Consider the following 23619-nt stretch of genomic DNA (forward strand, 5'->3'; position numbering starts at 1 on the left):
GAGCATCAATGCAGTACGACACTCACAAAAAAAGATATAGGAGGCGTGCCAACCGAACCATATTCGTAAACCCAGTTCCTCATGCTAGCGGCAGCTTCATGGCAGCCTCTTTGGACAGCCCGGGCAGTGGTGCCCCAGAACCGATGATCGTTTGATGCTCAATGGTGTGCTCTGGGTACTTTCCTCAGGCGCCGCATGACGCGGTATGCCCGGGGCTTCGGGTCTGGGTCAATGCTCTACCATAGGTTTCGCGATTGGCGTAACCAAGGAGCGTGCAACCTGATGCCAGGCGGCTACATATTGAGCTGAACGAACAGGGATTGATTGACTTGGAAACATGGATGATCGACTCCACTGCTGTACGCGTAACCGGAGCCTCATCAGGCGCCGGGGAAAAGAGGGCCTGATGAACCCTCAGATCACGCGCTAGGCCGTAGTCGCGGAGGCCTGACGACCAAGATCCAAAACTTTACAACACCAATGGTATACATCTGCGTTTTCTGCTTTCGGGCGGACAGGCCGGCGAAATTCCGTATGCCCAGCCACTGCTTGACGAGGCCTATATCCTCAGTTTATGCGGTCGTCCTCGCAAACGCTGTCGCTGGCTTTTGGCTGACAAGGGCTACGATACTGAAGCCCTGAGGCGCTACTGTGACCGTTACCGGATGCAGCCGGTAATCCCTCTGCGATCCATGAAACGCAAACCCAAGCCGGGATTACCTCGTTGTTTGATCGGCAGATATACCTGAGCGAAACATCCTCGAACGCATGTTCGGCTGGTTGAAAGAGAACCGCCGCATCGTCACGCACCTCGACATGCTCGCGAAAAGTTACGCAGCGATGGTCGCGCTAGCTTGTACTATGCGGTGTTTGCGACATTGCTTTTCGTATAGTGCCTAGGACCAACCGCACTTCACACCCTGAAAATAGCCAATCCGGACAAAAAAAACAACCCATTAGTGCAATAGACACTCGCATACCGTAAAATACCAAGTCAAATATGATAGATTTTGTAGCTATCGCGACAATTTTTATAGAGAAATTTTGTAAAGTATCCTCTTGGAGACAATGCATGAAAGCCATCATCACAGGAATCACTGGTCAAGACGGCGCCTACTTGGCGCAACTTCTGCTGGAAAAGGGCTATATTGTATATGGCACCTATCGCAGGACCAGCTCTGTTAATTTCTGGCGAATTGAGGAATTGGGCATTGAACATCACGCGAACTTTCATTTAGTTGAGTACGACTTAACAGATCTTTCTTCGAGTATTCGCCTGCTAGAAAAAACAGAAGCGACAGAAGTTTATAATTTAGCTGCACAAAGTTTTGTCGGAGTATCCTTTGATCAACCTTTAACTACAGCAGAAATCACAGGTTTAGGGGCTGTAAATCTGCTAGAAGCTATCCGAATCGTAAATCCAAAGATCCGGTATTATCAAGCTTCTACGTCAGAGATGTTTGGTAAAGTTCAAGCAATACCACAAAAAGAAGACACACCGTTCTACCCCCGAAGTCCCTATGGGATTGCAAAACTGTATGCACATTGGATGACCATAAACTACAGAGAGTCATATGATATTTTCGCGACCAGCGGAATATTGTTTAATCATGAATCTCCACTTCGCGGTAGAGAATTTGTAACCCGGAAAATTACAGACTCCATTGCTAAAATAAAGCTGGGTAAACAACAGTCTTTTGAACTTGGCAACATGGATGCCAAACGAGATTGGGGATACGCCAAAGAATACGTCGAAGGTATGTGGAGAATGCTCCAGGCGAAGGAAGCCGATACATTTGTACTTGCGACCAATCGTGCTGAGACAGTCAGAGATTTTGTATCATTAGCTTGCAAGGCGGTCGATATCGATCTTGCCTGGCAAGGTACAGGCGAAAAAGAAGTAGGCATTGACAATGCAACCGGAAAAATCATTGTTTCGGTCAATCCAAAATTCTACCGCCCTACAGAAGTAGATCTTCTACTCGGAGATGCAACAAAAGCAAAAAAAATACTTGGCTGGGAAGCAACAACTTCATTAGAAACCTTGTGCCGGATGATGGTTGAAGCAGATATAAAAAGGAATGAACTCGGATTTTCATTCTGATTTTCTAAAACAATGCCCCTCTCCTGACTCATCAGCCAGCAGACATGGCGGGTGAGTCAGTCGGCTATACCTCAGAGGTGACATCAATGAAGCGTTTGTTATTAACAGGATCCAACGGTTTCGTTGGTAAAGTGTTACTTGAATACCTATTAACCGCCGGTTACCAAGTGACGTGTGTTACGGCGTCTCCCGTAAAAAATAAGCCCCTGAGTTTTAACAGCGTTCATCTCGATATTCGGAATAAAGAGGCTGTTGAAAATTTAATCAAAAAGGTCAAGCCAACACACTTGGTGCATCTCGCCGCAATCTCCGACGTTGCCAGCAGCTTTAGCGATCCCTTACTGACCTGGGAAACTAATGTATTAGGGACTGTTAATATTTTAGAAGCGACAAAACACCACGTCCCCGACTGCTTCTCACTATTCGCCAGCTCCTCAGAAGTATATGGCTCGGCATTCAAAAGTGGACTTCCTTTGGATGAGGAAAGTAAATGCCATCCTCTCAACCCCTATGCTGCCAGCAAACTGGCCGCAGAAGTTGCGATAAATCAATATCTGGATAGCCAATCGGTGCAAGGCGTTATCGCGCGTCCTTTTAACCATATCGGACCAGGTCAATCTCCGAGTTTCGTTACCGCCTCTTTTGCTAAACAAATTGCCATGATCGAGGCTAACAAGCAGGAACCAGTAATTAAAGTCGGAAATCTCGAAGCAAGCAGAGACTTTCTGGATGTGCATGATGTATGTCTTGCTTATATTAAACTCTTAGAAGAAAATTCCTCCCTTCGACATACCACATATAACATATGCTCAGGAAAGGCTTATAAAATAAGTAATCTTCTCGAAATTATGTTGAATCAAAGCAGCGAAAGCATTGCAGTAGAATTAGACCCCCTTAGACTCCGACCTTCTGACATACCTTTCGCCGTTGGCAACAATACAAGAATTGTTGACGACATAGGATGGCATATCGCGCGATCCATAGAAGATACCTTAATGTTACTATTAAACTATTGGAGGCACTCAACAAATACGAACCTCCATGACTTTAAAAGCTAGAAGGCCCTGCTGGTTTTCCGGAGAGCCTGACTAGACAGAACAAATAAAAAGTCAAATATACATCTCAGGAATAAATAAGATGTTAATTCCAGTAATTTTAAGTGGTGGTAGTGGAACACGTCTTTGGCCACTTTCGCGCAAAAATTTACCAAAGCAATTTCTTGCCTTGGTCGATGAAGAGTTAACACTGTTCCAACAAACACTGGACAGAGCCTCGCGCCTCCCGGACGCGCATGTGCCTATTATTGTTTGCAGCGAAGATCATCGTTTTGTTGCTGCTGAGCAAGCACGCGCTCAACTGGAAGATAAGCCTGCTGCCATAGTCCTTGAGCCGATGGCTAGAAACACCGCACCAGCCATCGCTGCTGCTGCATTACTGGCCCAAGAAATTGATAGCAATGCAAATATTATCGTATTCCCTGCAGACCATATTATTTATGACAATGACAGCTTCATAAATGCTGTTACAGCAGCATGCCCACTGGTTGAAGCAGGCTATCTAGTTACTTTCGGCATACGCCCGCGGGCGCCTGAAACAGGTTTTGGCTACATCCGTCGCGGTGAGAAGATAGATGAATCGGCTTTCAAGGTTGAAAAATTCGTAGAGAAGCCTAGTCTGCCGACCGCTATTGAATATTTGGAGTCCGGAAACTACGTATGGAACTCCGGAATATTCATGTTCAAAGCGTCTGAATTTATAAGTGAACTGTCGCTCTACGCTCCAGACATATTAAAGTATGTCGGTACAGCCGTTTTGAATGCCGACAAGGACATGGACTTCATTCGCCTTGACGAAGCTGCATTTAAGAGTTCACCTGACGTTTCCATCGACTATGCCATAATGGAGCAGACTAAAAAGGCAGCAGTCGTACCCGTAGATTGCGGTTGGAATGATATTGGCTCATGGTCTTCCCTCTGGGAAGTATCACCAAAGGATGATAATAAAAACCATCTCAAGGGCGATGTTATTGCGATTGATACAACATCAAGTATGATCATGAGTCATGAGCGTCATGTCATCGCAACAATAGGACTGAATGATCTAATAGTTATCTCTACGCCAGATGCGACGCTGATTGCAGCGAAAGACAAAGTCCAGCATGTCAAATCTATCGTCGACCAACTGAAAGCGTCCAAACGAACCGAACATCTCTCGCATAGAATTGTATATCGCCCTTGGGGATGTTATAACTCCATTGACTCCGGCGATCGATTTCAAGTTAAACGAATAATCGTTAAGCCTGGTGCGTCTTTGAGCTCGCAAAAACACTTTCATCGAGCTGAACATTGGATAGTCGTCTCGGGCACCGCAGAAGTTACCTGCGATGATAATGTCATTTTGCTCTCTGAGAATCAAAGCACCTATTTACCGCTGGGTTGCGTCCACCGTCTTCATAACCCTGGAAAGCTTCCGCTTGAACTTATTGAGGTTCAGTCGGGAAGCTATCTTGGGGAAGATGACATCATCAGATTTGATGATATCTACGGACGAAAATAGCACGTAATTGCGCAATGGCTTGGATAAATAAAGTTCAGGATTTATTGATAGGCGTGCCACAGAGCACTCTGTGACACGCCCCCCAAAAACATCCATATGTTGCTAGAATCAAAAAACACCTTAGGCGTTAGTGATAGTTTTACATTTGTCCACCAGCCTTCTATGCCATGGCTGTTTTGGAACTGCCGCAATGTCGTAAGCAATAAACGCTAGTATCAATTGCAACCCCATCAGAATCGGAAGGGCGGAAAGCATAACGGTCCCAGCAGGTGTTATGGCTCCCTTGCTGGACGAAGACAACCACTCCCCTAAACCGAAGAGGGTGCCAAATGCCATCAACGCTACACCTATTGGCAATTCAAGCGAAGCAATGGACAAATCGCGCAAATAATAATTATAGAAGATACGCTTGAAGAAGTTTCGACAATGCTTTCTCAGAAACTCTCCTACAATCTTTGATATTTTAAGATTGCTAACCTCGTCACCATAAGTCGCATCCATCGGAACATCATGTACTACCGCGCGAAGAATATTTAAACGAAAAAGGATATCTGTCTCAAAGAAATAACGGTTGCTAATTTTATTGAAAGGCAGATGTCTCGCGACATCAGCATGAATTGCAGTGTACCCGTTTGTGGGATCAAATAGATCCCAGTATCCTGAAGAAAATTTCGTCATAAATGATAGTACTGCGTTCCCAAAAATTCTGAGACCCGGCATTGCCCGAAGTTCTTCCAAGTCAAAAAATCGATTACCTTTTGTATAATCAGCTTCGCCGCGTAAAATTGGAGCGGCAAACACAGAAACAAGTGATGGATCCATTTGTCCATCACCGTCCACCTTGACAATTATTGAAGCACCATCAGCAATGGCTCGTTTGTAACCCGCCATTACAGCGCCGCCTACTCCTAAATTCACTTCATTATATAAAACGACAACCCTGGGATCGACGCAGGCTTTTTTTACGTAGTCCCCAGAACCTTCCGGGCATTTATCATCAACTACATATATTCGCCAGACCTCAGTTCCAAAACCGGCTATGACATTTTCAATATGAGTGAGCACTTTATAGCACGGAATTACTACGGCAATTTTTTCACCGCTTAAACATTCTTTATTCATAACACTCTCAACCAGATTAATATGCAAGTGAATCAATGTACCGGAATCACTTCAATTGAAAGCGAGGAGAGTGCTACACCTAATGTTCTGCCCGCCCCCTGCGCTCTAAACATTTTAGACATGACAATGAGCTGTTGGGTAGGCTCTTGGACATCAATGTTTAACTCATACTCTCCCCTAACATCCCGCATAAAGACAGGCGTTATGATCTGCCCAACTTTAATATAGATCGGATCGAAAGCATTTTCTTTAAGCGTCCATCCAGACAGCTTGATTTTCAGTCGTCCCGCCACTTTATATGGTAATTCTATTGAAGCTTCTCTACTAGACGTCCACGCCCCCCACTCCTCAGACTGATTAAATCCTTTAAAAATAATTCTATTATTATTATTTGCCAGAGAAACAAATAGCGTTTCGCCGACAGAAAGAACACGTTCGCTCTCGATCTTGTACAGACGTAGTGGCTGTAAATCGGCTATCAGCGTATTTTTAATTTTAAGATCATAATCGCCATCCACTATCAGCCAGCTTGCCCCGACTACGTCTTGAGGCGTGATACTGGATCCTGGGATACGATCCAGAGGGCGAACAGCTTGGCCTAAATTAAACAGGATGTATGATTCTCTACCAAATCTTTCTTGGGAAACCAGAACTCCATCTCCGAATTCTCCCGTTTCTATTAACTGCCCTAGAACCCGACTTTTAGCAGAAACATCTTCATTATTTATCAAGTGTATTGCGAGCCAACTATAGGTCTGCATCAATCCGGCCGACAATATCATAAACAAAAGCACAGCGTATCCTTGGGAGAAGAATTTTCGCTGTAAAAAACAAAAAACCAGGCCAAGGCACAAGACTAGATAGACTCCCGCGCCCCAATAAGCCAACTGAGAATTATAATTCCACTGATACCAATTTTTGCTATTAAAGAATGCGAACAACAGTGGATTGTCCCAAGGATACATCTTGAAAAAGCGATTAATAACAACGAGGGAGAACACAGCAGCAAATAAAGATACTGCAAGTGTGATTCTTTGACAGCGCCGGGCGAGATTTGCCACTGCGTAAAAATATAACCCTGGCAGTAATAGTAATGCTGGCCCTAGATAGCGTCCGTGTAGGCGGAAAGCCTCTCCTTCGCGCAGCAACGCTGCGCCTGCCGTGAACCAAGCGGTCATTGCAACATGTACACCAATAAGCGCCAAGGCCATGACTGCCAACATGCTTTTGTCAAAACTTTCCGGAGCTAGTGAGACACCGCGCCGAAAAACTCTACGCCATATGTGAGATAGCGACCATATAATCACAGGCCCAAAGATCAAACAAAGCACAACCACATGTATGAAAAAGTACAAGAAAAAGGTAGAGATTTTTTTGAGAAAAGTGATTTGTCCGATAGTAGTTTCAATGTACTGCCCGTAGAAAGACAGACCTAAGGCGCTAGAAGGGTCAAGACTCCAGTTGTTACTCATAGAGCCCCAAATAAGCATGACAGTGATATATACAAATATAATCATGCCCAGCACATGTATGCCACTCTTCCTCAAGCAATTACGTCTATCAGCAATAACTTGAAAAACGAACATAGCCCCAATAGTAGCCAACAACATTGCTAGCGCATGAGGTTTAATAAGGATGGCAATCGCGATCAAAATACCCGAAAGAGCACTTGCGATATATGGAGCCCGTGGGTAAGCACGTACCATAACATACGCAAGAAGAGCCGAAATAAAAACCAACTCGATTTCCGGCATAACGGAATAAATGTAAATTTGAGACGGCAGCATCAAAAACGCTGCAACACCCAATACACTGAATTTCTGCCCTATGGTCGGTGTTACAGTCTTAAACAAAAGCAGGGCCGAGGCTAGATACTCAATCACATGGACAAGCCTATAACCAACGACAAACTGAGAACCAAATAAGTCATAAAAAAAACGGACTATCGAAAAGTACAGTAAATTTGAAAGTGTCTGTAGAAGCGGATCTCTCTCATGAATCAATGCTAAATCACTATTAAATTTCCCACTGATAAAATACACATATTCATCAGATGCAAATATAGGCGCACCTGCTATAACTGAAAAGCCAAAAAAAAGCATCGCGACTATTAGCAGCAGAACTGGAACAGAAATTCTCAATCTCTCATTAAGCGGTACTTTAATCATCAGCTATTACTCAGCTCAGTTCTGCCTTCGTCACACGCTTTCAAACATGTCACATCACGTAGAGGATCACAATCATCGACCTCAGGATATTATTTCCCGAATTCGATCCAGTCGATTTGAGTATCGAAGACCAGTTTGACGAAAACTAAAATTTGTTTGCATATGAATACTTGCTTTGCGCCCTACTTCTCGACCAAAGCCGGGATCGTCAACAAGCTGTATCATGTATTCTGCCGCTTGCTGATTGTCTGGATCCGCCCAAAACTGCCCTTCATGATGTGGATACTCCCCATCAAGCACCGGAATCAATTCATATCTGACAGGTAATGAAACCTCCTCACTCATGAAGTCGAGGTTGCCTGAATATGAAGTTGCAATTACCGGCTTGCCAAGCACCATGGCTTCAGCTATACCAAAGCCATAACCTTCGGATCGATGCAAGGAAACAAAGCAATCACAGCACCGAGCCAGATTTTTAACTTCGTTACTGGTCATACCTTGATGGATAAGGGTGACCTGTTGATGTAAATCTTGGACCTGCTCACGCAACTCTTCGAAGGCCGCAGGATTGCTTTCAACGCCATTTACCTTCACAACCAAATGCGCCTTGGAATAGGGACGCGCCTCCAAAAGTCTGCGGAAAGCCGCTACGACTCCTTCAGGATTCTTACGAGTGGAGTATGACCGCAAGTCATAGAAAAACAGGAATGTATAGTCCGATTCAGGGATACCAAAATATCGTCGGCCAAGGAAATGATCTAAACTGATCTCACAAGCCAAAGGCATGTGGTAAACATCTTTTTTACACGCCTTCACTAATCCATCCATAATAAAGTTGGAGGGCGCCCAAACCTCATCAAATTTATCGAGAAGATCTGCCCAAACTTTTGGATAAATAGGTAATTCCCACAGCGGATAAATTACGTTATAGCCGCCCATCTTATGAACATTACTCAGGTGCTGCAATGCCTGCTCAATCTCATTTCCGTTTATATGAAAGATATTAATAGCCGCTAAACGCCCAGCTACGACGCAGGAGAACTCTTCCAACTCAACGGCCGCAGGTGTCTCGATCTGATAAATATCGATCACACCAGGCGTTTGATGAATGCGCTTAAGTGAACGAAACGATGCGCGAATATGCTCTCCCATCCCTATCGGAGCATAGGGGTGTCCCACTAGACATACATCTTTTTTTACCACACCAGTACGCGACATAATTTATTTACCAGTACGTTATTTTTTTAACAAACGCGATGCGTCAGTAGCGTTTTTAACAGCTTCTAGGTACGTGTGCCCATAGCGACGGTCAGGTTCAAGATAGGTACCTTCAGCCCACTCGTTCCAGGCATTGACAAAAACGATTTGCTCATCACCGAAATTCTGCTGTCTGGTTTCATCGATTGCTTCCTCCAGCCAAGCCTGAAACGCGCCTGGACTGGCATTTTCGAAACAAAAACTATTGTCCTGCCGACGAGCGGTATTGTCCCACCCAGGCATAACCCCTTTAAATCGGGTGTAGGCGGGCCCCTGCCGGGTGGCATATCTCACAGCAAGATCTCGATAGTCTGCTGTGCTTCCTTTAAATCCGGGGTTCAGCAATTTACCGGAAGGCTCTTTTTGCTCGGCCAAGCCTTGTGGTGGAAATTCCACAGCAGAATCGCAGCCGAAGGTAGACGGTGGGTTACCCGCATTAACCAGCTCGAATGACTCGACCATCGCTATATAAATTTCGCCTAAGCCCTGCTCCCGACAAACTTCTCTCCAGCGCGCAGCCGTTTCAGCGAAGTTGGGAAAAAGCGTCACTCGATACACCAGAATCAATGGACGCCCATCGATCTTGATATATCGCTCGTCACGGAAGAAACGAATCAGGTCACAAATGACCGCTATGTCATCTTCAACCGAATGAGCTTGCGCCATAAGAACTTCATTCTCCTGCCCGTCCCAGCGACGTGTCCAGTTTTCATTCGCCCAGCAAAGGCAAAATGGTATATCTGGGGTATTACTAGCAAGCAATTGTTCAACCGGACGCTCTAACAAGCGCTTACCGCCAAACCAGTAATAGTAGAAACAAAAACCATGCACTCCGTATTTGCGTGCCAGCTCCGCCTGCTGCTCCATTACCTCTAGCAAACGAAGATCATAGTATCCGATATCGGCAGGAAGTCTTGGCTGATAATGCCCGACAAAATTAGGACGAGCTTTACTTACATTGGTCCACTCGGTAAACCCCTTACCCCACCACTGATCATTTTCAGGCACGGGATGAAATTGGGGAAGGTAGAAGCTAATAATTCTCGGTGACGAACCGCTTACTAACGTTGCCTTCCACTTTTGTTGCAACGTACCGACGTTCTTAGCAATACAAGAAAGTTTGAAATCCTCATTGACGTCAACCGTGGTCTTGGACAAATGATGAATGATGGTCGCACCAGGATTATAATAAATATCGTAACCTTTAGCTCTCACACTCAAACAAAGATCACTGTCCTCACAATAACATGGCAAAAACTCCTCCGAAAATCCTCCTATATCTTTAACCACGTGAGTAGGTAACAAAAGACAAGCACCCGAGACATAATCGACACGACGAACATAATTGTACTTTGGTTGATTAGCGTCTTGATTCAATCCCACCATTACCGCACCGCCGTCAGGCATAAGCGCTGCACCAGCCTCCTGTAAATGCCCCGTAGGATAGACAAACTTTGGCCCAACAACTCCAACCTTCGGAAACTCCACAAAGGTGGCCAACATCACCTTCAACCAGTTTTGTGTCACCTGCACGTCGTTATTAAGGAATAGCGTATATTCCCCCTTAACGAGTTTTAGCGCGCCATTACAGTTCTGAAGAAATCCAAGATTATGTTCATTTCTTACATAGCGAATATTGTTTATCCGACTAAAAACCGCAGAGGTTTCGTCAGTAGATGCATCATCCGCCACAATAATTTCAAAAGATATATCAAAATCAATGAATTTTTCTATAGAACTTAGACACTCTAAGCTCAGCTTCACATTATTATAAACAGGAATTACGATAGTTACTTTCGGATTTTCTGAAAGCTCTGGAAACTGGAAATTTGAGGCTATTGTTAAATAGTCTTGGGAAGGCAGTTTAAGCAAATGTAAAGGATCTACTCGGACCTTCTCCAGTAGTGCCTTTTTCGTGCTCTTAATCCGGTCCTTGACAGAAAGATAGTCCTCCCACTCCCAGACTCCATCTGCATTAGGCAGTTCAACATTAGCAGTTACACCTTTGCCTGTCAGATCAGACTTCTTCACAGCCGGACTGCTATGCCAACGTCTATCGATACTTCTAAACTCTTTCCAGGTTGTGTAGGCACTGGATTTTCGAAAAAGGAAACCTAGGTAGGTGAAGGCGACGTTTTTGAGCTTCTGCTTCATATACTGACTAACTGGTAGGATGCGATAACACCTCAGCACAATTTTTCCTAATACCACGAAGACTTTCCTTATAAAAATAGCTATTGCTCTGAGCGGAGATGTCAAACGCCAGCTCGTCGACGCCCTAATTTCTTCGACCATGCTTTGATATAGAGCACGCTCTTGTGAAAGTTCACCTATTTTTTTGTTTAACTCTGCCCTCTCATCGAGCGACTGACGAATGCTCGCTTTATGATTCGTTATTTCTTTAGCTAGCTGCTGACGTTGTTCTTCAACATCTCTGACATGTGAGAGTTGTTCTGCCTCATGGGCAATAGCCTGCGCCTGCAGTCTACTTTCAGCAATATTCTCAAGTGAGGAGGCTGTCTGGCTAAATAACGAAACGAGCGTTGAAATCAGTCGTTTATGATTATTTATTGAGACAACTGAGTAAATCTCATCTGCTGGGATAGCAACTCTGTCGAGTTCTTCCCAAGTTTCCGCATCCAATGCAAGAACTGTTGCTGTATTGACAGATAAACTGTCAATATTTCTAGACCGACTTAGGCCTACATAAATGACATTCCCCGAAAGGCAAATGCCTCTTGTATAACCTTTCAAATATTTAGATCGTATTAGTACGCCTGACTCGGAATATTCACAAATTTCTTTCATTTCCGAGTTCGCGACAAGAAGATTGTCGCGATACTGTACTAGGCTATGAGGCTGTGACAACCCTGTAATCAGCGTCTCCCCTGTCTCGAGATCCTTGACGACTCCTTGGCCGGCTGACTTTCCTTTATAGCCACGATGTTCGGCAAACTCGCCGAAAGCAGAATAAACCACTCTATTATTCCAAATGGCCAAGCAGTTTAGATGCTTAGAGTCATCCTCTCCAGGGGCGCGCCACCGCTCAACCTCACTGCCATCTTTTTTAAACTTTATCACCTCATTATATGTTGTTCCTACAACATAGTAATGATCGTCATATTCGAGCACGTCATGTATATCGGCAAGGTCCACCGCTGTCTTATCTAACACGAGCGTCTGTTCATCACAAACCCATAGTGCATCGGGTTGAATTGCACGTAAAAACGAATTAGATGCCAGATTCAAACCTACCGTGCTTAAGCCATCTAACCTAAACACAACACCCGAATCCAAAAAGAACAATCCACCGCCATTGGGCGAGGATACAAAGAGGTTAGAAAATAAATCGTTCATATTTTTGTTACACCGGAAACACAGCCGAAATCTATTATTTCGGTAGCCAGATTTTCTTGTACTGGAGACACTCTAAAAACAAAAGCATCTACCAGTCGATGAAGTACAGTCTCTTCGCCACCGGCACTCATAGCGCCAAAAACACCTGCATTTATGAAGTAAGTGCCGGGATTCAGAGCACAATTGAAATCAAATGTGACGTTTAGAGTAGTGCCTGATTCAACATAGGAAACCGCATCTTTCAAAGAGGAGCTATGAGCACCGCCCAATGAAAAACCGGTGGTCGTTCTTACCACCATTCCGAAACGTACACCGAATGCCGGAACTTCAAATCTGACATCAAATGAATATCTATACACCCCGGCTCGATGCAGGTTATTGACCATTTTCGCATCGCTATTCCTTATTTCAGGGTTAGAAATATAGGCACCATGTGACTCAAACTCAATGGTTGACGTGGGCTTAAGATGAGGATCGTAATACTCTAAGTACGATTCTTCGATTTTTCCCTCAGAGTCTTCCGTCGCGCTTAATGTTTGGCTTTCACACTTCGAGCTGCCAGACAATCGAATTTCGTTACAGATTACCTCGCGCTTATCGGGAGGCGCATATAGCAACTTTTGATACTTAGCAACTATATCCTTGGGTGCTCCTGATGCCAATACCTCACCTGAATCAAGCAGTATCGCACTATCACAGAGTTCGACTATCGTACTTCCCGAATGAGACACGAAAAGGATTGTCGCCCCCTTGTTCTTGATTGCCTCGATTCGGGCAAAGCACTTACGCTGGAAGAGCTCATCTCCTACAGAAAGCGCCTCGTCTACTATCAAAATTTCAGGATCAACATTGATAGCGACTGCGAATGCCAATCTCACCAACATCCCGCTGGAATATGTTTTAACGGGTTGTTCTATGAAAAGCCCAATATCCGCAAAATCAACAATATCCTGGAATCGGCTATCCACCTCATCTTTAGTAAGCCCCAATACTGCGGAATTCATATAGACGTTTTCGCGCCCAGTGAACTCCGGATTGAATCCTGACCCAAGCTCCAACAATGCCGCTATTCTGCCGTTGGTTTCAACCTCTCCGTTGCTCTGACTTAGTGTGCCACATATCAACTGCAAAAGCGTAGATTTGCCGGATCCATTTTTACCAACGATGCCAACCGTGGAGCCTCGCTTAACGTTGAACGAGACGGACTTTAGCGCCCAAAACTCTCGATAATATTTTTTGATCTCTGGCGTTAACATTTGCAGCAAGCGATCACGGGGGTTGTCGTAAATATGAAAACATTTACTGACTTCACTTATTCTTATTGCGATATCAGAGCACATCGCCAAACCCCCTCCTTGTTTTTTGAAACCAAGCAAACCCTACCCAAGCGACAACCAGAGAGCCCAGCAAATAAAATCCCCAACTGAAAGCGTTGGGTACTTTTCCCCAAAACATTACAGACCGAGCCATTTCGATAGCGGGCGTTAACGGATTTAGATTCAGTAGAGAGCGATACTCTTCTGGCAATGCTTCTACCGGATAAAAAATGGGTGATAGGAACATTAAAACGGTGAGAATAATTCCGATAAACTGCGAAACATCACGCAAATAAACGCCCAGCGATGAAAGCGCCCATGTCAACCCAAGAATAAAAAATAACAATGGCAAAATGATCAGTGGCAGCAATAAAACCGAAACATGGGGCAACCCGTAAAGTGCCAAATAAACTATTAACCATACAAAAACACTAATGAATGTATGAAACAACGCAGACCCCAGCACCACCCACGGAAGTATCTCCAAGGGAAAAACGACTTTTTTCACGTAGTTAATATTCGCCAGAATCAGGCTTGGGGCTTTCCCAACACACTCCGAAAATAGATTGAACATGATAAGACCCGCGAACAATATCAATGCAAATTCGGTTTTTGAATCACTCCCCGAGTTCCACCGCGCTTTAAATACCACACTGAATACAAACGTATAAACCGCCAACATGAAAATGGGATTGAAGAAAGACCAAAGTATCCCCATAAATGATCCACGGTATCGTCCGACTACTTCTCGCTCGATCAGCACCCCGATCAAGCCATGATGACGATACAGACTCAGAATCATCTCTTTAGGTGTAGATGAAAATGCGCGCATCAAGTATCGACCTCTATCATTTTGTGCTCTCTTATAGCTTTAACCATTAGACTAGCCCTGGCAACGTTTAAAGAGTTTACGCCCGTCCAGAATGGGGTTTAGGGTCGCATATTTGTATAAAATTGGCCACTTTGAGCCCGATTCCGCTCTTCAGAAAACAAGCAATTTCCAGCTATCACCACAGCAACCAAAATGTCAAGACCAAAATCTACGCATTTGCCGCTACTGGCAGGAAAACTTATCGTAAAAATCTCTTGACACTTAACTTAGAGAAAGTGGAATAACCTGCCACTAATCCTTTCCCGATCTAAATCTAAAAGCAAGAAAGAAAAGCGGAATCCAGGATAAGAGCAACCCCGAGGCGCCATCGAACCCGCCAGTGCCCACCCCAATAGAAATTGGTAATAGCCACAGCAGATTTATCAATATTACACACAGCGTAACTTTTAAATGAGATCCGGATATTTTGGACGCATGCTGATAAGCATGAGTGCAATGCGCTTCGTATATTTTTTTTCCATTTATTAATCGACTTAACAACGCCCATGTCGAGTCGACTATGAAAACACCGAGCAAGATAATCCAACTCCACATAAGCTTCGGGTCACTCCATGATGCCTGAATCGCTAGCCCGCCAAAAATCATGCCGAGAAAGCCGCTGCCAACATCTCCCATAAAAATTTTTGCTGGAGGAAAATTCCAAAAAAAGAACCCCGCAACAGCAACTGACAACATTAGAGGTGCAGCAACAAGATCTAACTTGCCTATCGCCCAGTAAACGACACACATCCCAAGGCAAACAGTAATGGCCTCCACACTGGCAATACCGTCGATACCGTCCATAAAATTATATAAATTTAGCATCCAGACCAAGTATATCAGTGCCAGGATGGTACCAAACCATCCCATATCGACGGTGGTACCGAATAAAACAACGGGTGGGAGACCATTCAGCCAGTAAAGAGCCCAGAGTGCAGCAACAAAATGTCCGAGCAGCCGCCAGCGGGCAGCTATGTGTCCGTGATCATCGACGAACCCGATCACCGCAACGAGCCCTCCCGAACCCAACAGGCTGTACAGCACTGGAGCGGGCATCAGACTCAGACTTTCCAGGAAGGGAAGCGACAGCAGAAAGGACACGACGATAGCCAACCCTCCGCCTCGTGGAGTGGCTACTTTGTGAGAGCTACGTTCATTCGGCACATCCATAAGACTTTTAGATAAGGCGTAACGACGCAAGACAAGCGTCAATCCCCAAGAAGTAGCTAGTACGGGCAGTAACAACCACCAAACTGTCATTTAACTTTTTTTTCCATGTGATGATCTGCGGTCTGACGCATGGCGACCTGCCAATCAACAGGCGGAGTCCACCCTAATATTTCGCGATTTTTTTCAATATCAACTTGAAGTGAAGCGCAAACACGTTGAATAACCTCTCTTTTTCGCAACAATGATCCCACAAACTGCAACAACCTCTCGGGCAGTGGCACCAGTCTAGCTGTCCTGCCCAACGCGGTAGCCAGTTGACGAAGCAATCGGGACGTAGATAAATCCTCTCCATCGCTGACCAAGAACACTTGATTCCGCGCAGCTGGATGATTGATACACACGATAATAAGGTCTACCAGATTATCTATTGCCACTAAACTTCTTTGATTATGTATCGCGCCCAAAGGTAGAGGAATGCCTTTCCTCAGCCAGTTCAGCATGGTCAGAAAGTTAGCCTTTACCCCAGGCCCATACACCAACGGGGGTCGGATGATTACTATTTCAATACCTGTGTCACGACCTAGTTGCTTCAACGCCTCTTCAGCTTCGTACTTGGATACCCCGTAGGGATCGACAGGAGCAGGACGATCATCGGCCTTAAATGGTTTTCCCGGGCGAGTACTTTCACCATTTACCTTTATCGAACTGATGAAGATGAACCGTTTTACTCCGTCCTCTGCAGCCCGTCGGGCTAGACGAAGGGTGCCTGCCACATTGACTTTGCGAAATTCTGCAAGGACATCTTGAGTGGTTTCGTTCATCACATGCACTCTGGCGGCGGCATGAACAACTACCTGTACTCCCTTCAACCTAGGTAGAGAATTTTTATCCAACAGGTCAAATGGCATCACGCGGCATAAACCGTGCAGGCGCGTTGCATCACGAACAGCAGCGATCGGGGTAAACACCTTATCAACCAGAAGCCTTGATACCAATGCCTCCCCAACAAATCCGCTTGCCCCTGTCACCAAGACGTTAACAACTGTCATTTCGTTTTGCTTCCTATCAACGCAGTCGCCCAGCAGATACAGAAGAAAAAAACTTTATCTCTCACACGCCGCCGGCAACGCCAAGCATTGAAGGAAAGCTGGATAAGTTGCCTGCGTCGTAATTTCAACCAGGTGCTTACAAATGGATCTGTGCTCAGCCCCACTAAATGCGAAATCAGTTGCACCTGATTGAACCACCAACCGTCGTGAATGGTTTTATAACGGGCAATAAGCGGATTCAAACCTATGTTAGCACCTACTTGGTTCTGCTCATGCTGCCGGTAGCTCATAGACGGTTTCGGATCGATATACCACCGGTACCCATGACTTCGAGCAAAGGCATAGCAATACCAGTCGTGCAAGCTGACTTCTTGCAATGGCTGCCAGTTATTTAGCATAGAACTCTTTAGCGAATCGACAAGACTCTTGCACATAACATAAGTGCAACCTGGTCCCGCGGCCTCAAACAAAAAATCCCAGGCAACCTGAGGCTGCGCTTTGTCCAATAAACGGGTTGTTCCATCAGGCCAAAAAGCTACTACATTGCTGGAATAGGCGTCGAGGCTACGCACTCGAATGATATTGGCCGCACGCAATAGCTTGTCCGGATTCCAGATATCATCCTGATCAGCAAAGGCGACTAGGTCGTAGCCCCGAAGGTCGACATCGCGGATCAACCTGAAGAAGTTGCGCGATGCCCCGCCAAAGATTCCAGCGGGAGGAAGCACAATGATACTATCATGCCGATCGGCATAAGCTCTACACCAGGCTTCGGTACAGTCGGTTGATGGGTCGACACTGATATAAACGGTTACATCAACGCCCGTCTGGGCCAGGATTGAAGCCAACTGCTCTTCAACCCACTGCATACCGTTATAGGCAGCTAATAGAACTGCAACCTTGGGACGCTGTACTGACATGCTATTCCTGCTTGCACCGGTTAGACGCTACTGGTCGAAAAGGATCGAGCTTTCGAATCAGTGGGAAGGCGAGTCCAGGAGTTTCTGCAGGTACTGACCGTAGCCAGTCTTCTTCAGAGCATCAGCCTGAGCACCCAATTGCTCGGCAGTAATCCAGCCATTGTGATAGGCGATCTCTTCCAGGCACGCCACCTTCAAGCCTTGACGTTGCTCGATGGTATGCACGAAGTGACTGGCTTCCAGCAGCGAATCATGTGTACCGGTGTCCAGCCAGGCGAAGCCGCGGCCGAGAATTTCGACGTTGAGGGTCTTTTGCTCAAGGTATGCGCGGTTAACGTCAGTGATTTCCAACTCGCCACGAGGGGATGGCTTGATACTCTTGGCGATCTCGACAACCTGATTGTCGTAGAAATAAAGGCCTGTCACCGCGTAGCTGGATTTTGGCTTCAGCGGCTTTTCTTCGATGCTCAAGGCATGGCCGGCACCGTCGAACTCGACAACACCGAAACGCTCAGGATCGGACACGTGGTAACCAAATACAGTCGCGCCGTGCTCTTGAATGCTGGCGGAACGCAAGTTATCCGAAAAGTGCTGACCATAGAAAATGTTGTCGCCCAGAATCAGGCAGCAAGGGTCTTTGCCGATGAATTCTTCGCCGATGATGAAGGCTTGTGCCAGGCCGTCCGGGCTAGGTTGCTCGGCGTAGGTCAGCTTGATGCCGTACAGGCTGCCGTCACCCAGCAACTTGCGGAAGCACGGCAGGTCCTCAGGGGTGGAGATAATCAGGATTTCGCGCATGCCGGCGAGCATCAGCACGGATAGCGGATAGAAAATCATTGGCTTGTCGTAGATCGGCAGCATCTGTTTGGACACGCCGAGGGTCAGCGGGTGCAGACGAGTGCCCGAGCCGCCAGCGAGAATGATGCCTTTACGATTTGTCGTGGTCATTTATTCAAGACTTCCATCAGCATTCGAGTGACACCACTTTGCCAATCCGGCAAGTGTAGAGAAAAATTGTCGCGCAGCTTCTGAGTATTCAACCTTGAGTTCAGAGGGCGGCGCGCCGGTGTTGGGTAAGCGGTTGTGTCTATCGGATTGATCGCCGTAACGGCGAGTTCTTCATCGCTGGCCTTGGCAAAACCGATCACATGGCGGGCATAGCCGTGCCAAGAGACTTCTCCGGCGGCCGCCAGATGATACAGGCCCGCCAGTTCAGGACGCTGCAAGACTTGCTGAATGGCCAAAGCCGTCACGTCAGCAATCAAATCTGCGCCGGTCGGGGCGCCGATCTGGTCGGCGATAACGCTCAGGGTGTCGCGGTCCTTGGCCAGACGCAGCATGGTCTTGGCAAAGTTGTTGCCGCGCGCGCCATAAACCCAACTGGTGCGGAAGATCAGGTGCTTGCAGCCCGAGGCTGTAATCGCTTGCTCGCCGGCCAGTTTGCTGGCGCCGTAGCGGTTCACCGGGGCGACGGCATCGGTCTCTTGCCATGGCGCCAGGCCTTCACCGCTGAACACGTAATCGGTCGAATAGTGAATCAGCCAGGCGCCCAAGGATCCAGCTTCTTCAGCCATGACCTGGCTGGCTTGACCGTTCACACGGTCGGCCAGCTCGGCCTCGGATTCCGCTTTGTCAACGGCGGTATACGCCGCTGCGTTGACGATAACGTCGGGTTTGACCTGGCGGATCGTCGCACGCAGTGCATCGAGGTCAGACAGGTCGCCGCTCAAACCCTCCACCGGGTGCCGGTCCAGGGCAATCAAATCGCCAAGCGGCGCAAGGGAGCGTTGCAGCTCCCAGCCGACCTGGCCGTTTTTTCCCAACAGGAGGATTTTCATGCCTTGTCCGAACGATCCGTGTAGTTCTGGTCGATCCATTGCTGGTAGCTGCCGCTCTTCACGTGAGCCACCCACTCAGTATTGTTGAGGTACCACTCGACGGTCTTGCGGATGCCGGTTTCAAAGGTTTCTTCGGGCGTCCAACCCAGCTCGCGCTGGATTTTGCTGGCGTCGATCGCGTAACGCTGGTCGTGCCCCGGGCGATCCTGAACGTAAGTGATCAGGCTGGCATGTGGGCGATGAGCGGAGTCTGGACGCAGTTCATCGAGCAGTGCGCACAAGGTATGCACCACTTCGATGTTTTGCTTCTCGTTATGGCCGCCGATGTTGTAGGTCTCGCCGATCACGCCTTCGGTCACGACTTTATAAAGTGCGCGGGCGTGGTCTTCGACATACAGCCAGTCACGGACCTGATTGCCTTTGCCGTAGACTGGCAGCGGCTTACCTTCCAGCGCGTTGAGAATGATCAGCGGGATCAACTTCTCAGGGAAGTGGCAAGGACCGTAGTTGTTCGAACAGTTGGTCACCAGAGTTGGCAAGCCGTAAGTACGGCTCCAGGCGCGAACCAGGTGATCGGAACTGGCCTTGCTGGCCGAGTACGGCGAACTTGGCAGGTACGGCGTGGTTTCGGTGAAGAGGTCTTCCGGACCTTCGAGGTCTCCGTAGACTTCATCGGTGGAAATATGGTGGAAGCGAAAGACGGCTTTACGCGCATCATCCAGTGCCGCCCAATAATGGCGTGCAGCTTCCAGTAAGGTGTAAGTACCGATGATGTTGGTCTGGATGAATTCAGACGGACCGGAGATCGAGCGGTCAACATGGGACTCTGCGGCCAGATGCATGATGGCATCTGGTTGGTGTTCACACAGGACACGGTCCACCTGATCCCGGTCGCAGATGTCGACGCGCTCGAACACGTAACGCAAGTTTTGGCTGACTTCGGCAAGCGACTCAAGGTTACCGGCATAAGTCAGTTTATCGACGTTAACGACAGAGTCGTTGGTGCTGGAGATGATATGACGAATGACTGCCGAGCCGATAAACCCGGCGCCGCCGGTTACTAGAATTTTCACGCGAAACCATACCCTTAAATTGCTGACAGGGCCGCCAACCGCGCACTGTCTAATCCATGAATGCAAAAGCCATCAAGCCAGCCGTGGCCTCTGACAGAGTCAGTCTGAACCGATGCAGGAACGCCTCCAATCGGCCAAGCGCAGCATTTTACAGCTTAATGAGGGTTTTACTAATGGATATGGACACGCCATGACGCGAATTCGACGCGTTTAACAGATTTGTCGCAATCAGACAAGGCGCTTGCGTGAAGCTCTGGACGCACGTCCCAGAAACCAGCCGAGAACCGGCCCGATCAGCATGCCGATCAGCAGTGCGATCAGCATGATCAGCGACACTGGCAACTGTGGCCCAGCCCAGCCCAGGAATAACAGCGACACGCTTTGCTGATTTTCCAGAACGAACGCCAGGATCGCGAGAACGAGCAACAGGACAAATATAACGAGAAGTACGCGCTTGAGGTTACGCATCAGCGATACCTTGTTGAACTGCAACAGCTGTCAAAGCCCCTCCTCCTCTTCCTCGTTAACCCGATCACGCAGTTCTTTGCCCGGCTTGAAATGCGGGACAAATTTGCCGTCAAGACTGACGGACTGACCGGTTTTAGGATTGCGGCCTACCCGCGGCGCGCGGTAGTGCAGGGAGAAACTGCCAAACCCACGGATCTCAATTCGATCACCCGTGGCCAGGCACTGGGACATTTGCTCAAGCATGGTCTTGATGGCCAGCTCCACATCTTTGGATGAGAGTAGCCCTTGATGGGTGACAATTCGTTCGATCAACTCCGACTTCGTCATATTTTTCCCTTCTTTTTCAAGCAGCTAGGAAAATCGCTTGAAAAGGTTTTAGCATGCCCGGAGGAATTTTAACAGCCCAAGCATTGACATATCTACACCAAGCAATGGGTGCTATTTTCAATCGTAAGAAACCAGACTCAGCGACAGATCACGAGCATTGTCCGCGTTAGGTAGCCTGCAGGATTGAAGCCAAAAGGAAACTCATCTTCCTCTTTGGCATCATCAGACCTTGCCACCACCTTATAACCCGCCGCTTTGCACTCCTTCGCCGCACGCTTCCGACATTTATCCCAACCGGATCCAAGACCCGAACAATCGACTTTGAAACCGCTCACTCCTGGCAAGGTATGGGTTTTGGCGCTGGAGGTACAACCCGCCAAAGTCAGTACAACCAACGTAACGATGAGCCTATTCATTTGCTTCCTTATACCGGGATTTGTTGCCCGACCGCCGCCAGCATTTAGCTGAAGACTAGCCTCAAATAGGTAATAGCTTCACTAAAAGAAGCAGACCATCGGCGATCCGCATGGTTTCACCTCAAGCCGGTGACCCGCCTACCCGACTCCCTCTGTGAAACGCCCACAGACTCGCCTTGGCAGGCAAATCCAATTGTCGCTCGAGAGTCTCGGCCAACCTTCCGGATCGGATATACTCGACCACCTCGAACCAGGCAGCCGACCATCGAGAAAAATCGGTGGAGAAGCCCACAACGAGACAGGAGATCAACCAAAATCCAGCAGTGAAGCAAGAACCACCTGTAGAAAACGGACATCAGCTTTTTCCAAAAAATATCTAAAAAAACACAATGGCGTAGGATTATGTAATGAAAGGATTTATGGAGTACCTGTCAGAACCTTCCCTTAAGAAGTTCGATGTTGATGGCATTGAGCGCCTCGAACTTCACGGAAAAGTTCTTGAGAGCAAGCAAATGCTCAAGGAAGTATTCGTTGAATTTCATCACTCATTTCATCAGTTGGCCACCCGATTCCTCAAGACTGATGGCCTTGAGATAGAACTCGGTGCAGGCGTTGCACCTATGCGCGAGACTTATCCCACCGTGCTGGCGACGGACATTGTTTACGGCCCTCATCTAGACCGAGAGCTGAATGCTCAGAATATGGCACTGGATGATGAGTCCATAAGAGCCTTCTATGGTCAGAACTGCTTCCATCACTTTCCGGAGCCTGACCTGTTTTTCAAAGAAATCAACCGCACCCTCAAGGCTGGCGGGGGGGCAATTCTCATAGAACCCTACTATGGCTTTTTTGCGAGCGCTCTTTACAAACGACTTTTCAAATCTGAAGGTTTCGACAAGCATTACGCATCTTGGAATACGCCAGCAACTGGCCCCATGAACGGCGCAAACCAGGCACTGAGCTATCTGATATTTATTCGTGATAGAGAGGAATTCACACGCAAGCACCCCACTTTGGAAATCGTCCACCAAGAAGTGTGTAACAATTACCTTAGGTATTTGATTTCCGGGGGGCTGAACTTTCGCCAGCTGCTGCCCAATGCATGCATTCCGCTCATCAAAGCCTGCGAGGTAACCCTCAAACCCTTCAATCGACTGTTTGGTTTACATCACATATTGGTCATAAGGAAGAAAGCAGTTTGACATTTGCAAAATATATTGGCGTTCAGCTCCTGGCCTACGCCCTGGACATGAGCTCTTTTCTCCTGTTCGCATTCCTGCTAGACAGCCAGCATGTTCTGGCCAACATTTTCAGTAAACTGTTTTCTGGGGTTCTCGCATTCTTTCTGCATCGTCATTTCACGTTCGAATCAACAGAAACCAGCCGAAAAACCCAAGCAGTTCGCTACTTTGCCCTGCTCACAATCAACATTCCGATCTCTTCGGGTCTGCTTAGCTTGGCACTCGCGTTCATCGCACCTCCCGCACTCGCCAAGTTCTTATCTGACACCGCCTGCACCGCGATTACATATTGGATCAGCAAAGTAGCCATTTTCCACAGGAAACCCGACCACACCGTAAAGCCTGCCGATTCGAAAGGCCAATAAT

At 47.2% G+C, this 23619-nt stretch carries 20 protein-coding genes and 1 pseudogene; 6 read left to right on the forward strand and 15 right to left on the reverse strand.

What is annotated here, in order from left to right; genetic code table 11:
- Nucleotides 1-133: 133 nt before the first annotated feature.
- The 4 genes and pseudogenes from J3P79_RS18360 to J3P79_RS18375 all read left to right on the forward strand — a co-directional run.
- Nucleotides 134-900 (forward strand): annotated as a pseudogene (locus J3P79_RS18360) (IS5 family transposase); the annotation flags it as partial.
- Nucleotides 901-1072: 172 nt separating this feature from the next.
- On the forward strand, nucleotides 1073-2104 hold the full coding sequence (gmd, locus tag J3P79_RS18365) for a GDP-mannose 4,6-dehydratase (protein WP_434604845.1): 1032 nt from the start codon (nucleotides 1073-1075) through the stop codon (nucleotides 2102-2104).
- A gap of 86 nt (nucleotides 2105-2190) precedes the next feature.
- Complete coding sequence (locus tag J3P79_RS18370) at nucleotides 2191-3162, forward strand: GDP-mannose 4,6-dehydratase (RefSeq protein ID WP_434604847.1); 972 nt, start codon at nucleotides 2191-2193, stop codon at nucleotides 3160-3162.
- Nucleotides 3163-3241: 79 nt separating this feature from the next.
- Nucleotides 3242-4660 (forward strand): mannose-1-phosphate guanylyltransferase/mannose-6-phosphate isomerase, encoded by a 1419-nt coding sequence (locus J3P79_RS18375; RefSeq protein WP_434604849.1) that lies wholly within the window; start codon nucleotides 3242-3244, stop codon nucleotides 4658-4660.
- Nucleotides 4661-4780: 120 nt separating this feature from the next.
- Here the strand turns inward: J3P79_RS18375 and J3P79_RS18380 are convergent, their stop codons facing one another.
- From J3P79_RS18380 to J3P79_RS18450, 15 genes are all read right to left on the reverse strand, one after another.
- Nucleotides 4781-5782 (reverse strand): glycosyltransferase family 2 protein, encoded by a 1002-nt coding sequence (locus J3P79_RS18380; RefSeq protein WP_434604851.1) that lies wholly within the window; start codon nucleotides 5780-5782, stop codon nucleotides 4781-4783.
- A 32-nt stretch (nucleotides 5783-5814) separates the two neighbouring features.
- Complete coding sequence (locus J3P79_RS18385) at nucleotides 5815-7950, reverse strand: ArnT family glycosyltransferase (protein ID WP_434604853.1); 2136 nt, start codon at nucleotides 7948-7950, stop codon at nucleotides 5815-5817.
- Between the two features lie 81 nt (nucleotides 7951-8031).
- Complete coding sequence (locus J3P79_RS18390; protein ID WP_434604855.1) at nucleotides 8032-9168, reverse strand: glycosyltransferase family 4 protein; 1137 nt, start codon at nucleotides 9166-9168, stop codon at nucleotides 8032-8034.
- A gap of 18 nt (nucleotides 9169-9186) precedes the next feature.
- A complete protein-coding gene (locus J3P79_RS18395; protein WP_434604857.1) occupies nucleotides 9187-12564 on the reverse strand; it encodes a glycoside hydrolase family 99-like domain-containing protein in 3378 nt (1125 codons plus the stop codon).
- Complete coding sequence (locus tag J3P79_RS18400) at nucleotides 12561-13904, reverse strand: ABC transporter ATP-binding protein (RefSeq protein ID WP_434604859.1); 1344 nt, start codon at nucleotides 13902-13904, stop codon at nucleotides 12561-12563. Before J3P79_RS18400 ends, J3P79_RS18395 begins: the two co-directional genes overlap by 4 nt.
- Nucleotides 13894-14712 (reverse strand): ABC transporter permease, encoded by an 819-nt coding sequence (locus tag J3P79_RS18405; protein WP_434604861.1) that lies wholly within the window; start codon nucleotides 14710-14712, stop codon nucleotides 13894-13896. The genes J3P79_RS18400 and J3P79_RS18405 overlap by 11 nt, the downstream gene beginning before the upstream one ends.
- Before the next feature lie 291 nt (nucleotides 14713-15003).
- Nucleotides 15004-16011, reverse strand: a complete 1008-nt coding sequence (locus J3P79_RS18410; RefSeq protein ID WP_434604863.1) for an MraY family glycosyltransferase — start codon at nucleotides 16009-16011, stop codon at nucleotides 15004-15006.
- A complete protein-coding gene (locus tag J3P79_RS18415; protein WP_434604865.1) occupies nucleotides 16008-16970 on the reverse strand; it encodes a UDP-glucose 4-epimerase family protein in 963 nt (320 codons plus the stop codon). Before J3P79_RS18415 ends, J3P79_RS18410 begins: the two co-directional genes overlap by 4 nt.
- Nucleotides 16967-17890, reverse strand: coding sequence for a glycosyltransferase (locus J3P79_RS18420; protein WP_434604867.1), 924 nt, complete (start codon nucleotides 17888-17890; stop codon nucleotides 16967-16969). The genes J3P79_RS18415 and J3P79_RS18420 overlap by 4 nt, the downstream gene beginning before the upstream one ends.
- 57 nt (nucleotides 17891-17947) lie before the next feature.
- Nucleotides 17948-18838 carry a glucose-1-phosphate thymidylyltransferase RfbA gene (gene rfbA, locus J3P79_RS18425; protein WP_434604869.1) on the reverse strand — a complete coding sequence of 297 codons (891 nt, stop codon included), beginning with the start codon at nucleotides 18836-18838 and terminating at the stop codon, nucleotides 17948-17950.
- Nucleotides 18835-19728, reverse strand: coding sequence for a dTDP-4-dehydrorhamnose reductase (rfbD, locus tag J3P79_RS18430; protein WP_434604871.1), 894 nt, complete (start codon nucleotides 19726-19728; stop codon nucleotides 18835-18837). Before rfbD ends, rfbA begins: the two co-directional genes overlap by 4 nt.
- Nucleotides 19725-20801 carry a dTDP-glucose 4,6-dehydratase gene (gene rfbB / locus J3P79_RS18435; RefSeq protein WP_434604873.1) on the reverse strand — a complete coding sequence of 359 codons (1077 nt, stop codon included), beginning with the start codon at nucleotides 20799-20801 and terminating at the stop codon, nucleotides 19725-19727. The genes rfbD and rfbB overlap by 4 nt, the downstream gene beginning before the upstream one ends.
- Nucleotides 20802-21029: 228 nt before the next feature.
- Entirely contained in the window at nucleotides 21030-21269 is a 240-nt protein-coding gene (locus J3P79_RS18440; protein WP_434604875.1) for a LapA family protein, read from the reverse strand.
- Nucleotides 21270-21299: 30 nt separating this feature from the next.
- Nucleotides 21300-21596 carry an integration host factor subunit beta gene (gene ihfB, locus J3P79_RS18445; protein WP_007899751.1) on the reverse strand — a complete coding sequence of 99 codons (297 nt, stop codon included), beginning with the start codon at nucleotides 21594-21596 and terminating at the stop codon, nucleotides 21300-21302.
- A 137-nt stretch (nucleotides 21597-21733) separates the two neighbouring features.
- Nucleotides 21734-22012: a hypothetical protein gene (locus tag J3P79_RS18450; RefSeq protein ID WP_434604878.1), complete on the reverse strand. Its 279-nt coding sequence runs from the start codon at nucleotides 22010-22012 to the stop codon at nucleotides 21734-21736.
- Between the two features lie 407 nt (nucleotides 22013-22419).
- Between J3P79_RS18450 and J3P79_RS18455 the strand changes: the two genes are divergently transcribed.
- Nucleotides 22420-23214 (forward strand): methyltransferase domain-containing protein, encoded by a 795-nt coding sequence (locus tag J3P79_RS18455; protein ID WP_434604880.1) that lies wholly within the window; start codon nucleotides 22420-22422, stop codon nucleotides 23212-23214.
- Nucleotides 23211-23618: a GtrA family protein gene (locus tag J3P79_RS18460; protein WP_434604882.1), complete on the forward strand. Its 408-nt coding sequence runs from the start codon at nucleotides 23211-23213 to the stop codon at nucleotides 23616-23618. The genes J3P79_RS18455 and J3P79_RS18460 overlap by 4 nt, the downstream gene beginning before the upstream one ends.
- Nucleotide 23619 lies beyond the last annotated feature (1 nt).

The sequence above is a fragment of the Pseudomonas sp. R1-7 genome (assembly GCF_051132105.1).
Lineage (GTDB): Bacteria > Pseudomonadota > Gammaproteobacteria > Pseudomonadales > Pseudomonadaceae > Aquipseudomonas.

What these genes read in the sequence shown, in the direction of transcription:
- gmd (WP_434604845.1), top strand. Translation starts at nt 1,073, where the DNA reads ATGAAAGCCATCATCACAGGAATCACTGGTCAAGACGGCGCCTACTTG.
- J3P79_RS18450 (WP_434604878.1), bottom strand. Translation starts at nt 22,012, where the DNA reads ATGAATAGGCTCATCGTTACGTTGGTTGTACTGACTTTGGCGGGTTGT.
- J3P79_RS18370 (WP_434604847.1), top strand. Translation starts at nt 2,191, where the DNA reads ATGAAGCGTTTGTTATTAACAGGATCCAACGGTTTCGTTGGTAAAGTG.
- J3P79_RS18415 (WP_434604865.1), bottom strand. Translation starts at nt 16,970, where the DNA reads ATGACAGTTGTTAACGTCTTGGTGACAGGGGCAAGCGGATTTGTTGGG.
- rfbD (WP_434604871.1), bottom strand. Translation starts at nt 19,728, where the DNA reads ATGAAAATCCTCCTGTTGGGAAAAAACGGCCAGGTCGGCTGGGAGCTG.
- J3P79_RS18405 (WP_434604861.1), bottom strand. Translation starts at nt 14,712, where the DNA reads ATGCGCGCATTTTCATCTACACCTAAAGAGATGATTCTGAGTCTGTAT.
- J3P79_RS18380 (WP_434604851.1), bottom strand. Translation starts at nt 5,782, where the DNA reads ATGAATAAAGAATGTTTAAGCGGTGAAAAAATTGCCGTAGTAATTCCG.
- J3P79_RS18455 (WP_434604880.1), top strand. Translation starts at nt 22,420, where the DNA reads ATGAAAGGATTTATGGAGTACCTGTCAGAACCTTCCCTTAAGAAGTTC.
- J3P79_RS18385 (WP_434604853.1), bottom strand. Translation starts at nt 7,950, where the DNA reads ATGATTAAAGTACCGCTTAATGAGAGATTGAGAATTTCTGTTCCAGTT.
- ihfB (WP_007899751.1), bottom strand. Translation starts at nt 21,596, where the DNA reads ATGACGAAGTCGGAGTTGATCGAACGAATTGTCACCCATCAAGGGCTA.
- J3P79_RS18420 (WP_434604867.1), bottom strand. Translation starts at nt 17,890, where the DNA reads ATGTCAGTACAGCGTCCCAAGGTTGCAGTTCTATTAGCTGCCTATAAC.
- J3P79_RS18395 (WP_434604857.1), bottom strand. Translation starts at nt 12,564, where the DNA reads ATGAACGATTTATTTTCTAACCTCTTTGTATCCTCGCCCAATGGCGGT.
- rfbA (WP_434604869.1), bottom strand. Translation starts at nt 18,838, where the DNA reads ATGACCACGACAAATCGTAAAGGCATCATTCTCGCTGGCGGCTCGGGC.
- J3P79_RS18440 (WP_434604875.1), bottom strand. Translation starts at nt 21,269, where the DNA reads ATGCGTAACCTCAAGCGCGTACTTCTCGTTATATTTGTCCTGTTGCTC.
- J3P79_RS18375 (WP_434604849.1), top strand. Translation starts at nt 3,242, where the DNA reads ATGTTAATTCCAGTAATTTTAAGTGGTGGTAGTGGAACACGTCTTTGG.
- J3P79_RS18390 (WP_434604855.1), bottom strand. Translation starts at nt 9,168, where the DNA reads ATGTCGCGTACTGGTGTGGTAAAAAAAGATGTATGTCTAGTGGGACAC.
- J3P79_RS18400 (WP_434604859.1), bottom strand. Translation starts at nt 13,904, where the DNA reads ATGTGCTCTGATATCGCAATAAGAATAAGTGAAGTCAGTAAATGTTTT.
- J3P79_RS18410 (WP_434604863.1), bottom strand. Translation starts at nt 16,011, where the DNA reads ATGACAGTTTGGTGGTTGTTACTGCCCGTACTAGCTACTTCTTGGGGA.